At 46.4% G+C, this 12,991-nt stretch carries 12 protein-coding genes; 8 read left to right on the top strand and 4 right to left on the bottom strand.

Features of this window, described 5'->3' with window-relative positions:
- Positions 1-446 (bottom strand): ATP-binding protein (locus NA59_RS15315; protein ID WP_232504007.1); only part of this gene is annotated, 446 nt, incomplete at its 3' end.
- A 2-nt stretch (positions 447-448) separates the two neighbouring features.
- On the opposite strand from NA59_RS15315, the gene NA59_RS01455 reads away from it, so the two are divergent.
- The 4 genes from NA59_RS01455 to NA59_RS01440 are packed head-to-tail and all read left to right on the top strand — an operon-like array spanning position 449 to position 4,516.
- Entirely contained in the window at positions 449-1,693 is a 1,245-nt protein-coding gene (locus NA59_RS01455; RefSeq protein WP_157792526.1) for a metallophosphoesterase family protein, read from the top strand.
- Positions 1,662-1,985 (top strand): amphi-Trp domain-containing protein, encoded by a 324-nt coding sequence (locus NA59_RS01450; RefSeq protein WP_044406858.1) that lies wholly within the window; start codon positions 1,662-1,664, stop codon positions 1,983-1,985. Before NA59_RS01455 ends, NA59_RS01450 begins: the two co-directional genes overlap by 32 nt.
- Positions 1,986-2,007: 22 nt before the next feature.
- Positions 2,008-3,618 carry a phosphotransferase gene (locus NA59_RS01445; RefSeq protein ID WP_044406855.1) on the top strand — a complete coding sequence of 537 codons (1,611 nt, stop codon included), beginning with the start codon at positions 2,008-2,010 and terminating at the stop codon, positions 3,616-3,618.
- Entirely contained in the window at positions 3,611-4,516 is a 906-nt protein-coding gene (locus NA59_RS01440) for a GAK system ATP-grasp enzyme (protein WP_044406852.1), read from the top strand. The genes NA59_RS01445 and NA59_RS01440 overlap by 8 nt, the downstream gene beginning before the upstream one ends.
- 167 nt (positions 4,517-4,683) lie before the next feature.
- On the opposite strand, the gene NA59_RS14990 is transcribed toward NA59_RS01440, so the two are convergent.
- A complete protein-coding gene (locus tag NA59_RS14990; protein ID WP_157792525.1) occupies positions 4,684-4,857 on the bottom strand; it encodes a hypothetical protein in 174 nt (57 codons plus the stop codon).
- 223 nt (positions 4,858-5,080) lie between these two features.
- Between NA59_RS14990 and NA59_RS01435 the strand changes: the two genes are divergently transcribed.
- Both NA59_RS01435 and NA59_RS01430 read left to right on the top strand, forming a co-directional pair.
- Positions 5,081-6,199, top strand: a complete 1,119-nt coding sequence (locus NA59_RS01435) for an HprK-related kinase B (RefSeq protein ID WP_052501376.1) — start codon at positions 5,081-5,083, stop codon at positions 6,197-6,199.
- A 91-nt stretch (positions 6,200-6,290) separates the two neighbouring features.
- Positions 6,291-7,499 carry an EAL and HDOD domain-containing protein gene (locus tag NA59_RS01430; protein ID WP_052501375.1) on the top strand — a complete coding sequence of 403 codons (1,209 nt, stop codon included), beginning with the start codon at positions 6,291-6,293 and terminating at the stop codon, positions 7,497-7,499.
- A gap of 373 nt (positions 7,500-7,872) precedes the next feature.
- Here NA59_RS01430 and mpl read toward each other — a convergent pair whose 3' ends face one another.
- Both mpl and NA59_RS01420 read right to left on the bottom strand, forming a co-directional pair.
- Positions 7,873-9,282 carry a UDP-N-acetylmuramate:L-alanyl-gamma-D-glutamyl-meso-diaminopimelate ligase gene (gene mpl, locus NA59_RS01425; RefSeq protein WP_044406850.1) on the bottom strand — a complete coding sequence of 470 codons (1,410 nt, stop codon included), beginning with the start codon at positions 9,280-9,282 and terminating at the stop codon, positions 7,873-7,875.
- Positions 9,283-9,361: 79 nt separating this feature from the next.
- Positions 9,362-9,760 (bottom strand): DUF4168 domain-containing protein, encoded by a 399-nt coding sequence (locus tag NA59_RS01420; protein WP_044406848.1) that lies wholly within the window; start codon positions 9,758-9,760, stop codon positions 9,362-9,364.
- Between the two features lie 528 nt (positions 9,761-10,288).
- Here NA59_RS01420 and NA59_RS01415 point away from each other — a divergent pair.
- The gene (locus NA59_RS01415; protein ID WP_044407110.1) at positions 10,289-11,752 is read left to right on the top strand and encodes a c-type cytochrome; all 1,464 of its coding nucleotides are present in this window, start codon (positions 10,289-10,291) and stop codon (positions 11,750-11,752) included.
- The gene (locus NA59_RS01410; RefSeq protein ID WP_044406845.1) at positions 11,752-12,990 is read left to right on the top strand and encodes a hypothetical protein; all 1,239 of its coding nucleotides are present in this window, start codon (positions 11,752-11,754) and stop codon (positions 12,988-12,990) included. Before NA59_RS01415 ends, NA59_RS01410 begins: the two co-directional genes overlap by 1 nt.
- Position 12,991 lies beyond the last annotated feature (1 nt).

The raw sequence follows: 12,991 nt of genomic DNA, 5'->3' as shown, positions 1-12,991 counted from the left end.
TAAGGCGGTGCATCATTCATCGGGTCACGTTGAAGTGGCAATACAAAGCTAAACTGGCTACCCTTGCCTAGCTCACTTTCGATCTCCAACTCAACCCCCATCATAGTAAGAAACGCGTTGACTATCGACAAACCAATACCCACCCCACCAAATGCACGACCATCTGAGTTATCAACCTGGTTAAATGGCTCAAAAATAGCCGCTCTATCCGCTTCTGCTATACCAATACCTTGATCGATCACACTAAATCGAACCCAAGCCGTTTCACTCTTCCAATTATCAAACGGGTGATCAGGGCTAGCTTCGATTTTCAGCTCAACACAGGCTTCTTTAGTAAACTTAATCGCATTTTTAACGAGGTGTTCTAAAACCTTATTATACGTCATCGCGTTGTCATATTTCTCACGTAACATCCTACCACAATCAAATTGGAATGAGATGTTCATTAATGGCACATTACAACCCCTGCGATACCCAGAGCCAACGATATGCGCCATGGCAACCGGCGGTGATGCCTCACCTGCCCTATCAACATTGGCAGGCACTGAATCAAGATACGGCCTTTTTTTGTGACCTGCATGCCGATGCACCGGCATTTTTGCGCTCTCTCAAGCAAGCTCAGTTAGTCAGCCAAGCAAGCCAAGAATTAAATTTACAGCTGACAGCGCAGGGTAGCAAAACGCGCATTATTATTGGTGGCGACTGTTTTGATAAAGGCCCAAGCACCTTGGCACTTCTGAGGATGATTAATCACCTCATCAAACTCAAACCGGATACCGTGTTGCTAGCTGGCAACCATGACATTCGTTTTCTGGCAGGGTTATTAGCGCTCAAGAAAATCCACGACCCGCTCCAAGGTCATTTTTTTGCCCGAATGGGGAAAAAAGCCATCAGCCTGTTAGCTGAGATTTATCAAGAAAAAGGCGAGCACCCCAACCCTGTGCATAAGGCCTATTTTGTTGATGAATACTGGCGCAAGTCGTTTAAAACATCCGCTAAAACTAAACTACCTAAACAACTGATTAGTAGAGAAATTCAACAGTTAGATCTTAAACAACGCAGCATGAAGAAGGCTTGGCTTAAACGGTTTGATCATTGCCAGCAGCTTGATCATGCTATTAGCTGGGCACATGACTTGTTTATTAAGCCTGATGGTGAGTTTTACCCATTCTTTCGTAAACTAAAATTATTGCACATCGAGGGTAGCTATTTATTTAGTCATGCTGGGATTGATGACACCTTGGCTAACCTGATTCATCAAGGACAGCTAGCGCAGATTAATTTAGTTTTTCAGCAAAAACTCCATCAAGCGCAATTATTTGACATTTACTATGGTGCGCTGGGCAATGCATTTCGTACCAAGTATCGCGCCTATGACTGGCCCTTCAGCGCAAAGGGTGCTCAACAATTAAAGGCTAAGCATATTTTTGCTCTGGTCAATGGTCATCGCCATCACCTCAATGGACAGCAGTTATTGGTGAGAAATGGGCTGCTGAACTTTGAATGCGATACCCAGCTCAATTGTCACTGTCGTGCAAAAGATAATATGCAATCACCCGGCTGGAGCGTTACAATCTTTCACCAGGACGGGAGCGTCAGCGCACAAAGCAGCGATCATGCGCACCTTAAGCTATTTCAACCTTATAACTGGATTGACTATCATGGCCAAAACAACACATACCTTCGAGCATGAATCTTTACAAGACAAAGATGCCATTATCAATTATTTAGCGGTGATATCGGAGGGCTTTGCGAAAGGCCATCTTCAACTCACCAATGAAGAAGACGATGTTACCCTAACACCCCAAGGCTTAGCACGGCTTAAGATTAAAGCCAAGCAAGCTAAGAACCATCAAGAAATCCGCATTACGCTAGCTTGGACAGCGGAACAAGAAGGTAAAACCGATGACGAATCCAGCTTAAAGATGAAAGCGGGCAAGTCGAAAAAACAGCTCAAAAAACAGCCTAAACATAAAACTGCATAAACATTAAGAACCGACAATCACTATGCCACTTACGCCCCCACAACCTGACGCGCTTGGGTTTTTAATTCTCGAAATTCGTAAACAATTACGCTTGGTTGAGCGTTTTTTGCAAACAGGCGAGTTGCGTTATGCCTCTAGCAGCTTAAAACGCCGTGACTATATTGATAATTATCATGTGCAGCTACTTAATCGTTTGCAACAGGTCGCTACCGAGAAATTTTATAGCCTAAACCACCTAAGTTATAGCCTGCGTGCCTTTTCACACAGCCTAGATGATTTTGTATTTCATAGTCGTCAACTTAAACAATTTAGCTGGATTCAGCGCAAGCGTATTTTTGAAACCTTCACCCTGTTGCTTGAAGACTTAGATACGATTGAACCGGCCTTAAACAGCACGCGCTTAGACCGCGCCCTGAAGCTCTGTAGAAGCAAGGTTCAGCTTGACCAAAACCTGGACAAAATACGCCGCAAGCTGGCCAAATTATCCAATAAAAACCAGCGTAACGAGGATTTATTACAAGCCAGTTTTCTTCTGCACGATCTCAACAAGCTTGGTGAGGCGCTGCTGCATATTGGCGAGGCGATTGTGTCTGAGAAAATCGGCCAACCGATTGAAATACAACGCTATCGCTCACTCGAAGCCACCCTCACCCATCTTGAGCTCAACACCGATGACTTGAGCATTCACTCGCTGGGTGAAACCAAATCAGGCTGTCTGATTTCAGGGGTGAAAAACCAAGACGATGACGAAGATAAAATTATCGCGGTATTTAAACAGGGCGACCAAATCAAGCTCAAAGAAGAAAAACAAGGCATTGAACGCTGGCAGAAGAAATACCCCGGCATTGCCCCCAAGCTCTACTCCTACCATCGTTCAGGGGACAAGGCCGCGCTGTTGTATGAATATTTAGAAGGCGACACGCTAGACAGCTTACTCGTCAAACATCAGCAGGATAAAACCCAGCAGGCACTTGATACGCTGTTCACGCTGCTGCCCAAGGTTTGGCAGGACACTCAAATCGATAGCCCGGTCGCCGCCAGCTTTATGCAACAGCTAAAAAAACGGCTGCCCGATGTTTATCAGGTACACCCCGAATTTGAAGTGAGCCGCAACCAGGTCGGTGAGTTAAAACAAGAGCGGCTGGAAACCCTGATTAAACAGGCTAGTCAAATCGAGGCAGACCTGGTGGTGCCAGCCGCCGTGTATATTCATGGTGACTTTAACCTTGACAATATTTTGTTTGACAGCCAAAACAACACCATTAACTTTATCGACTTACACCGTTCTGACTATTTGGATTATGTACAAGACTTATCCGTGTTAATGGTATCGCATTATCGGTTAATGAACTTTGACCCAGACGTGCGCAAACAAATCTCACTGAGCATGGAGCGCATTTATGATTTTGGTGCGGACTATGCCCGACAAATAGGCGATACCGATTTCCATCTACGCTTGGCACTCGGTCTAGCACGCTCTTTTTTAACCTCTACCCGATTTGTGCTCGATCAAACCCATGCTAAATCCATGCAGTTTCGCGGGCGGTTTTTACTTGAAAACATTGTCCAATTAGCGCACAATCCTCAGGGTTTATCTGACTATCGAATTCCAAAGGAACTCTTCCGTGACTGATTTAAAAATAGGTGTTGTAGGCATTGAAGGCAAGTGGTCAACCGAAGTACTCGCCGACGCTTTAGAACAACGCACAGGTTTTCGCCTAGTGATTGACATTGAAAAAGTAGTGGCCAATCTTGCAGACAAAAAAGTGATGTATCAAGGGTTTAATCTGTGCGAACTTGATGCGATTATTATTAAAAAAGTATCACAAACCTACAGTCCCGCCATCTTAGACCGACTTGAGATTTTACGGTTTGTAGAATCCTGTCAATGCCAAATTTTTTCACCACCCGAATCGATTATTCGATTAGTAGATCGGATGGCCTGCACCGTCACCCTCGCACAAGCCGGCATCCCCATGCCCCCCACCGTGATTACAGAACACCAAGATGCCGCCCTAGACGCGATCAAACAATTTGGCGAAGCGATTCTCAAACCCCTGTTCTCAACCAAAGCCAAGGGAATGGAAGTGCTGAATGCCAAACAATCTGACAAAAAACTGCGCAGCCAACTAGATCAGTATCACCAGCTGCACGGCTTTTACTATATCCAGAAAAAGCTGGCGCTACCCGGTCAAGATCTCGGCCTAATGTTTTTGGGCGGTGAATATCAAGGGGCTTATGCACGGGTGTCGGGCAACACCAGCTGGAACACCACCATTGCCAATGGTGGAAAATATGCCGCCGCCTATCCGTCTGATGAAATTATTGCCATGGCGGCTAAGGCGCAAGCCTTATTCAAGCTTGACTTTACCACCGTCGATATCGCCGAAACCCATGATGGCCCCGTCTGTTTTGAAGTCTCGGCGTTTGGCGGATTTAAGGGCGCAAAAGAAGGGCTAGGCATCAATATAGCCGACAAATACGCCGACTATGTGATTAACAAGGTTTCGTCTAGGAGCCTGTCGGACTAAACCGGTCGAAGCGAAAAAAAGTCTGGTTTAGCTTCGCTTTCTTCGATTGAGTCAGTTTTTGTTCAATTCCGAGGAGAATAGCTAGCTATTTGACGAGGAAGTGGGCAAAAAATGGCCAAATCCAGCTTTTTTGTAGCCGATTGGCTTTAGTCCGACAGGCTCCTAGATTAGGCAAATAAATGTTTTAATTGAGGGATAGCCACTATGGCAAATGTTGCAAAGGCTACCCACTTGACCAAGGTTATTTCCTTGTCCAGTTTGGCGATGTCTTTATCAATCTTAACCACATCGGCTTTAGTGGCCAACTGGGTCTCTAATGTATCAAAACTTATTGCCGACATAGTGTAGACTCCATAACCAAAAATAAATTAATTTAATTATAACCCGGATGTTTCATAAATTCACGTGATGATCGCGCAGGATATTGGTTTTCCAGTGCTTTTTTTGAAGGAGCGCTGTAGTTATTCATACAGCTGACTGAGAAAAAAAGTACTGGGGAATCAATAGACAAGCGAGGGCGCGTGAACTTTATGAAGTATCCGGGTTAACATAAGACCCCATAATATGACAGCTATTATTCAAACATTAAACGCGCTTTGCCAGAAGGCTTCCATGCAACCAGGCCTGGTCGTGACTATTGATCATTGGTCGCTGTTTGTAGAGTCCAATTCCGCACCGCTGCTTAATTATTTAGCCGAATACTTTGCGGGTTTGGCAGAGTTTCATCACACACCACCGCTAGGTGTACCGAGCATAACGGCGATTGAAATAGAACAAGCTACAGAACTTGACGCTATTTACCATCTGCCGTTTAGTGATTGGCAGCGTGAACCTGGCAAAACAGGGCGTAAAGAAGCGGTCTATGATTTCACCAATGACACAGGACAGCCGCAACGCTTGGTACATAAAATCAAAACCGGTCTGGTTCTATGGCAAAGTGCCCAGAGACTTGCCTGCTTGGGTGCGCTTAACCAGCACCCGAATCAAGTCATCAACTTTATCTTGAGCCAATACTTGAACCACTGGCAAAATCAAGATTGGCTGTTAGGCCATTGTGCCGCGCTCCAATTAAACGACCAACGCGGCATTGCGATTGCCGGCGTATCGGGCGGCGGCAAGTCGACCCTGATGCTTAAATTACTTGAAGATGCACAGGCTTTTATCAGTAATGACCGCATTTTAATCCAGGCAAATCAGCAGCAAGTAATGATGCGTGGCATCCCCAAGCAACCGCGCATCAACCCAGGCACCATTATTCATAACCCGAAGCTTCACCGCTTGATTGACGATCATCAACCCTACCTTGCGCTCGCTGAAGCCGAGTTGCGCGCGCTTGAGGAAAAATATGACGCCCCAGTTTGCCAGCTTTACAAAGGGGTAAACTACCAACCCAGCGCTCGCTTAGATCAGCTTTACCTACTCAACTGGCAGGTCAATAGCACCGAACCCACCAGGATAGCGCGCGTTAACTTAGCGCAGCGCCCTGAGCTGTTAGCGGGGGTCATGAAATCCGCCGGTGTGTTTTATCAACATCGCGATCAAACCTTCCAAACAAACGGCCAAACCCCCGATCCACTTGCCTATCAAACGCTATTAGCCCAAACATCGGTATTTGAAATCACCGGCAAACTCGACTTTAATCTGGCGAAAGAGGCCATAATGAATAACACACTGAACATTTAATTCCTTTTTATCTACTTACTTTTTACAAGAAGTATGCACTCAAGGTATTTTGCGTTTATAATGTCAAGAACTGAACCAGAGAGCAACAACAATGGCTTCGATGATTGACATTTATATTGGCCGCCAGCCTATTTTTAAGCAAGACCTATCCCTTTACGCCTATGAGCTTTTGTTTCGTACCAATCATGAAAGTAATTATGCCAATATGGTTTCAGGCGATAGCGCCTCAGCCCAAGTCATGTTGCATGCGTTTGGTGATATTGGCTTAAAGGACATTGCCGGGAACAACAAGGTTTTTATTAACTTCACCGAAGGCTTATTGTTGCGTGAAAACCAACCTTTTTTTCCGCCTAACCAAATCGTGATTGAAGTATTAGAAGATGTCGAAGTCACACCTCCCCTGTTACGTGCTATCAAAGAATTACGAAAATTAGGCTATACGATCGCGCTGGATGACTATGTATTTAATCCACAGCTAGAGCAGCTTGAAGCCTATGCCGATTTGATTAAAGTAGACATTTTAGAGGTCGGTCCTAAAAAATTAGCCGAGCATACCAAACGCTTAAAAGCCAAGGGCGTGCGCTTGCTGGCTGAAAAAGTGGAGCTACGCGAGCAATATGAGTTCTGTAAAAAAATTGGCTTTGATTATTTTCAAGGCTATTTTTTTGCACGCCCCAAAATCATCAAAGGCCAACGCCTTCCCTCCAATAAGCTCACCATTATTCAACTCCTTGCCAGCGTCTATGACCCTGATATAGATATGCGACACCTGAGTGAAATTATTTCCAGAGATGTCAGCCTTAGTCAAAAGCTACTCAAGTTTTTAGCCGAAAACGTTAACTCAACCGTACCCATTAATTCGATCCATGATGGCGTGGTACGATTTGGTTTAACACGCCTACAAAGTTGGACCAGTATGCTGGCCTTATCAGGCTTAGATGATAAACCGATTGAGCTATTTCGCATGGCGCTCACGCGCGCCAAATTCTGCGAAATTGTCGGTGTAAAAATAGGGGATTTTAAAGCGGACATTTATTTTACCGTTGGCTTATTCTCAACACTGGATGCCGTCATGGATACGCCGCTGACAGCCCTGCTAAATCAACTCAAACTCGACCCTCAAATTGCTAATGCCTTGATCGGTGATCAACCCAACAATTTGAAGTTTACCCTTGAAGCTGTCAAAGGATTTGAGCGCGGTAAAACAGATTTTAGGTTACCCGACAGCCTATGTCCTACCGAGCTATCGCACAGCTACCTCGAAGCCATGCAATTTGCGCAAGAAGTATTCAAAAGTTAACACGCGTCATTCCGAGGCCACAGGCCGTGGCAATCTCTCAAGGGCGTGCGCAGTCTGCAAGAGATTGCCGCGTCGCTACGCTCCTCGCAATGACGGCCTAATATTTGCGAATTGATACACCAAAAACCACGCGTCATTGCGAGGCCGAAGGCCGTGGCAATCTCTCAAGGGCGTGCGCAGTCTGCAAGAGATTGCCGCGTCGCTACGCTCCTCGCTATGACGGCCTAATATTTGCGAATTGATACACCAAAAACCACGCGTCATTGCGAGGCCGAAGGCCGTGGCAATCTCCCAAGGGCGTGCGCAGTCTGCAAGAGATTGCCGCGTCGCTACGCTCCTCGCAATGACGGCGGGTATTTTACCTCATTGAAAACTAAACCAGCGTGACAGATTCGCTTAGCGCCCTAAGCAAGCGCTGGTGCAAGCCACCAAAGCTGCCGTTGGACATCATCACGACGTGATCACCCGCACGAAGTTGATCTATTAGCGTATCTAATAAAGTCTCGTAACTGTTTGCGACCGTTAGTGTTTGGCTAAAGGCGTCAGTCGGCAACACCCAGTTCCATGCAGGATCAATATAGGCATAGACCGCATCGGCATCGACAAATGCGGCGGGTAAACTGGCTTTATGCACCCCCAAACGCATCGTGTTCGAACGCGGCTCAAACACAGCGATTAAACGCGCTGTTTGACCACCAGGCCTGGTGGTGTTTTGCTGGTTTTGCAGCTTATTTTTTAACTGATTTTTTAATCCCTGTAAGGTTAAACCTATCGCGGTAGGATGATGTGCAAAATCATCATAAACCGTCACGCCTTTTGCTTCGCCCACCTTGCTCATACGACGACGCACGCCTTTAAACCCATTCAGTGCACTCACCGCTTCCACTGGCGGCACACCGGCGTGTACCGAAGCGGCTATCGCACTCAAGGCATTTTGCACATTATGCAAGCCCGTCATCGTCCAAGCCACTTGCCCAATCACCTGCCCCTGAAACGACACACTAAACGCCGAACCATCGTCGCTATGCAGCATCGCTTGCCAGTCGGCCTGCTCAAGCCCGCCTGTTTGGGTCGGCGTCCAACAACCGCGTGCTAACACCTCATCAAGCGCCTGTTCCCGTGGAGGATAAATAATTAAGCCATTGCCGGGAACCGTGCGCACCAGGTGATGAAATTGCGTTTGAATCGCAGCAAGATCAGGGAAAATATCGGCATGATCAAACTCGAGGTTATTCATCACCAGCGTACGCGGGTGATAATGAACAAACTTAGAGCGCTTATCAAAAAACGCCGTGTCGTATTCATCCGCTTCCACTACAAAAAACGGCGTATCGCCTAATCGTGCTGAAACGCCAAAGTTTTCCGGTACCCCACCAATCAAAAACCCTGGGTTCAATCCAGCGTAGTCTAAAATCCACGCCACCATTGAGCTTGTTGTGGTTTTGCCATGGGTGCCCGCCACCGCAATCACCCAGCGATCATGCAACACATTTTCAGCCAACCACTGGGGCCCGGAGGTATAAACCTGCTGTGCATTTAAGGTCGCTTCGACGCAAACCTGACCACGACGCATCGCATTACCAATGACCACTTGATCGGGTGGATTTTGCAGAAAACTCAAGTCGTCATCGGCCATCACCGCAATGCCGGCCTGCTCAAGCTGGGTGCTCATGGGCGGATAAATCGCCTTATCGGAGCCGCTAACCTGATGGCCTTTCGCTTTAGCGAGTTGCGCGACCCCCCCCATAAAAGTGCCGGCGATACCTAGAATATGAATATGCATAAAAAAATCCCTAAGTTAATCTTAGGGATTTTAAAGCAAATACTGTACCCAACCAAGCCTGGTCGAGCAATAGGGTTAACTAGTTTGCACTCAGTTCTTCAACCTTTTGTTCAACACGTGCTAAAAAATGCTGATCTTGTTCTAATAACGCGATCATAGAGCTATATTGATCAACTGATAATCCACTTTTCTCAATCGTTTCCGTTGCTTGCACCATAAATTCTTGATTAACTTGTTCAATCAGCGCATTCGTTACCTCCTCTTGAGGTTTTTCCGCCAAAAAAGCCTGCAATCCGACCTTAATTTCTTCGATTTTTAAAACCGAAGACACAAATTGTTCAACTTGCAGATCTGTCGGGGTATTCACTTGCGTTTGAGAAGAAATGGGGGCGTTTAGATTTGAGCTGGGTTGTGCAGACACCGCGCCAGAAAAAACAAGTGAACTGAACGCAATAATTGGAAGTATTTTAGAAAACATAATGCTCCTTGATGATCATAAAAAATAATAAGCGATAAACGGCTCAAGATTGGCTCATTACCAATTCAACACGTTAAGGCTTAACTACATTCAAACATAAATAACTTCTTTGAGTCAAACAACCTAACTAAACTACACAAAGTTCACATATTTAGTTAATGACCATTGATTCTCTATGGGTGATTAAATTTCCCTTCTCAGTGTCATTAATTATTCAAATACCCCTATCATTTTATTTTATATACAATGACACCCAGCGAAACCCCCTATTAAAAATCTCAAGACTTTCGTCATAGTCTTAACCCGGATATTTCATAAAGTTCACGCGCCCTCGCTGGTCTATTGATTCCCCAGCACTTTTTTCTCAGTCGGCTGTATGAATAACTACAGCGCTCCTTCGAAAAAAGCACTGGAAAACCAATATCCTGCGCGATCATCACGCGAATTTATGAAATATCCGGGTTAAGGCGAAATTTTATTAATATGGGTATTGAATATTTTAATCCACTCTTCAATGAGGACTTTACTATGGAACTGATTAGTCTGTTTCCGACCTGGTACGAACCCGCGGTGGGTTCTGGCTGGGTGGTTGGCTTTATCGCCACCTTCCACGTGCTTGCTTCCCACACCTCGGTGGGTGCGGCGCTGTTATTTGCTTATCTGTCTTACCGTGCTTGGAAGGATGATCGTGATGATTATCTCGACTTTGTTAAAAAGTACGGTCTTTTTCTTTTGGTGTTTACCTATGTCGCCGGCTCGCTAACGGGCGTGGGAATTTGGTATTCCACCACCGTTGCCAGCCCGAACGGGATTGGGGCATTAATCCACTCCTTCGTTTGGAAATGGGCGACCGAGTGGGTTTTCTTTGTGATCGAGGTGATCGGGATTTATATGATTGTTTATCTGGTCGGCAAGGTCGATAAGAAAACCCATATGAAAATCTCGGTGATTTTTGGTATCGCCTCTTTTGCGACCATGGTGATTATCGTCGGTATTCTGTCGTTTATGATGGTGCCGGGTAAAGAAGCTTGGTTTGACGAAGGCGGTTATCTGCTTGGTTTCTATGGTGACAATACCTTTATCCAGCTCGCGATGCGTGCGATGTTTATGTTGACCATGACCGCTGTGGTCGGGGGCATTATTGTCGCGGGTATTAAAGATGCCGCGTTTAAAAAAGAAATGACCCGCAAACTCGGCTGGTTAGGGATTATCGCCACCCTGCTAGGCGCGGCGATGTTCCAGCTTTATCTAAACTCAGTGCCGGATTATGCCCTATTGGTAATGGAAAACCGTTTACCGGATTATTTTGGCCCGAGTATCGCGATTGTCTTAGGTTTAACCATAGGTTACTTCATTTTGACTATGGTGCAGCCTAAGTTCCTGGTCAGTGGCTTTGCGGGCACCATGGCGATCGTCATTTTGGTCGCCGGACTTTGGCCGGAAGAAACCGCGCGTGAGTCAATGCGTAAACCTTGGGTAGCGGGACAGTATGTCTATTCCAACCAGATTATTGGTCGTGATGTACCGGGGATGGATATCCAATCGCAACTGCCGTTGATTGAAAAGGTTGGGATTTTAAAAGCCCATCCCTTCACCCCTGAGCATTTGCGTGAAGCCCATAACGGCAATCAAATTCAGGCGGGTGAATTTATCACCATGACCTATTGTGCCAACTGTCACTCGGTCAGCGAAAGCGGTATCCGTCCGTTACACCGCTATTTCCCAGATCAAGTCACGCAAGAGGTGATGGCGCGTTATATCCGTGGCGCACTGGTACCGGGCAATATCGCCTATATGCCGAAAATGCCGATGTTGGAATCGGAAGTGCAAGCGATTGCGGCTTATTTGACCAAAATCAATAATGACGGTTTGGACGCCACTAACCTCGCAATCAGCGAAGAAATCGCTAACCGTGAGGCTGAAAAAGTGCAATTGGTCAAACAACCAGGCCTGGTGATCAGCATGAAATCATCTGCAGAGGAGATTCAATAATGGAAACCGTGCAATTAACTGAAATGATGTACGCGCTGCGCAATCCCGCAGGCGTGCCCTTCTACCCGATTGTATTTATCGCACTGGGTGTGCTGACCTTTGCGATGCATATTTTCTTTGTGCAATTGATGTTAGGTACCGGCGCGATTACCGCTTACGGTGCCTTTAGCAACAATCCTTACTGGCAGCGTCTCGCCAGTTCTATGCTCGAAATCGCCAAGGTGTCGGTATCGGTGGCGATTGTTATCGGCGTCGCACCGCTGCTATTTGTGCAGGTGGTCTATGACCCGCAGTGGTACACGGCAAACGTGCTTTCTGCGCGCTGGGTAATAGCCTTTATTGTGATTATGATCATGGCCTACTGGTTGATGTATTACTACTACTTCCGCAATGGCAAGTTTGGTCAGGGTGCGGATAAGCCGAAAGCGCGCTGGTCGATTATTGCGAGCCTGGCGATTTTCTTAGTGGCCGGTTGGATTATGCACAGCCTCACATCGCAAATGTTGCACCCTGAGTTATGGCAGAGCTGGTATTCCCCTAATGGCATGATCGATACGAGCGGTTCACAGTTACATGCAAATAGCCCTTGGCGTTTTGCTTTCTTTATTCTGACCGCAATTCCGGTCGCTGGGGCGATGCTGGTGGCTTACCGTCGCTTTAAAGCCGTGCGTGAAGATGCAGACCATGCCTATTTAGACTGGGCGGCAGAGCTAGGTAAGAAGTGGCTTAAAGTCGGTTCATTATTGGTGTTGATTCCGTATCTAGGTTGGATGTTAACCTTACCCGAAACCGCAGAAAACTTTGCGGGTTCGATTTGGAGCATTTTGCCTGCGCTTGGCTTTATTGGTTTAGCGGTATGGTCACACCTGCGCCTAAATGATCCTAAATCCATTTGCAACTATATGGTTTTGGCGATGGCGTTTATCGCGGTGTTATTGCCATCAATTGGTCGTGAGGTACTGCGTTATGACATCCTCAATGGCTTCTTTGGTTATAACTTTTTCGACTATAAAGTAATCATTGACTGGTATTCCACCCTGCTGTTCTTTGGTACCTTTGCGGTCGTTGGCGGTGCGGTATTAGGCTATTTCTTAACCATCGCTTGGAAAGTGGGGCAAAGCAAAGGCGTGTATGTGCCGAGCGCCGCAGTGGATCGTGCTGGTACGATTGCGATTTGGATTATTTCACTCTGGATGCTGCATTTCTTTGTGCTGGGTTTCTGGGTTTGGATGCAATAAG

The organism is Thiomicrospira microaerophila (genome assembly GCF_000934765.1).
Lineage (GTDB): Bacteria > Pseudomonadota > Gammaproteobacteria > Thiomicrospirales > Thiomicrospiraceae > Thiomicrospira > Thiomicrospira microaerophila.
The sequence above is the reverse complement of the archived record's forward strand: the minus strand, read 5'-3'. Positions and strand labels throughout refer to the sequence as shown.

Excerpts from the sequence above, each read along its gene's own strand:
- NA59_RS01455 (WP_157792526.1), top strand. The coding sequence starts at position 449 with ATGGCACATTACAACCCCTGCGATACCCAGAGCCAACGATATGCGCCA.
- NA59_RS01450 (WP_044406858.1), top strand. The coding sequence starts at position 1,662 with ATGGCCAAAACAACACATACCTTCGAGCATGAATCTTTACAAGACAAA.
- NA59_RS01445 (WP_044406855.1), top strand. The coding sequence starts at position 2,008 with ATGCCACTTACGCCCCCACAACCTGACGCGCTTGGGTTTTTAATTCTC.
- NA59_RS14990 (WP_157792525.1), bottom strand. The coding sequence starts at position 4,857 with ATGTCGGCAATAAGTTTTGATACATTAGAGACCCAGTTGGCCACTAAA.
- NA59_RS01435 (WP_052501376.1), top strand. The coding sequence starts at position 5,081 with ATGACAGCTATTATTCAAACATTAAACGCGCTTTGCCAGAAGGCTTCC.
- NA59_RS01430 (WP_052501375.1), top strand. The coding sequence starts at position 6,291 with ATGGCTTCGATGATTGACATTTATATTGGCCGCCAGCCTATTTTTAAG.
- mpl (WP_044406850.1), bottom strand. The coding sequence starts at position 9,282 with ATGCATATTCATATTCTAGGTATCGCCGGCACTTTTATGGGGGGGGTC.
- NA59_RS01420 (WP_044406848.1), bottom strand. The coding sequence starts at position 9,760 with ATGTTTTCTAAAATACTTCCAATTATTGCGTTCAGTTCACTTGTTTTT.
- NA59_RS01415 (WP_044407110.1), top strand. The coding sequence starts at position 10,289 with ATGGAACTGATTAGTCTGTTTCCGACCTGGTACGAACCCGCGGTGGGT.
- NA59_RS01410 (WP_044406845.1), top strand. The coding sequence starts at position 11,752 with ATGGAAACCGTGCAATTAACTGAAATGATGTACGCGCTGCGCAATCCC.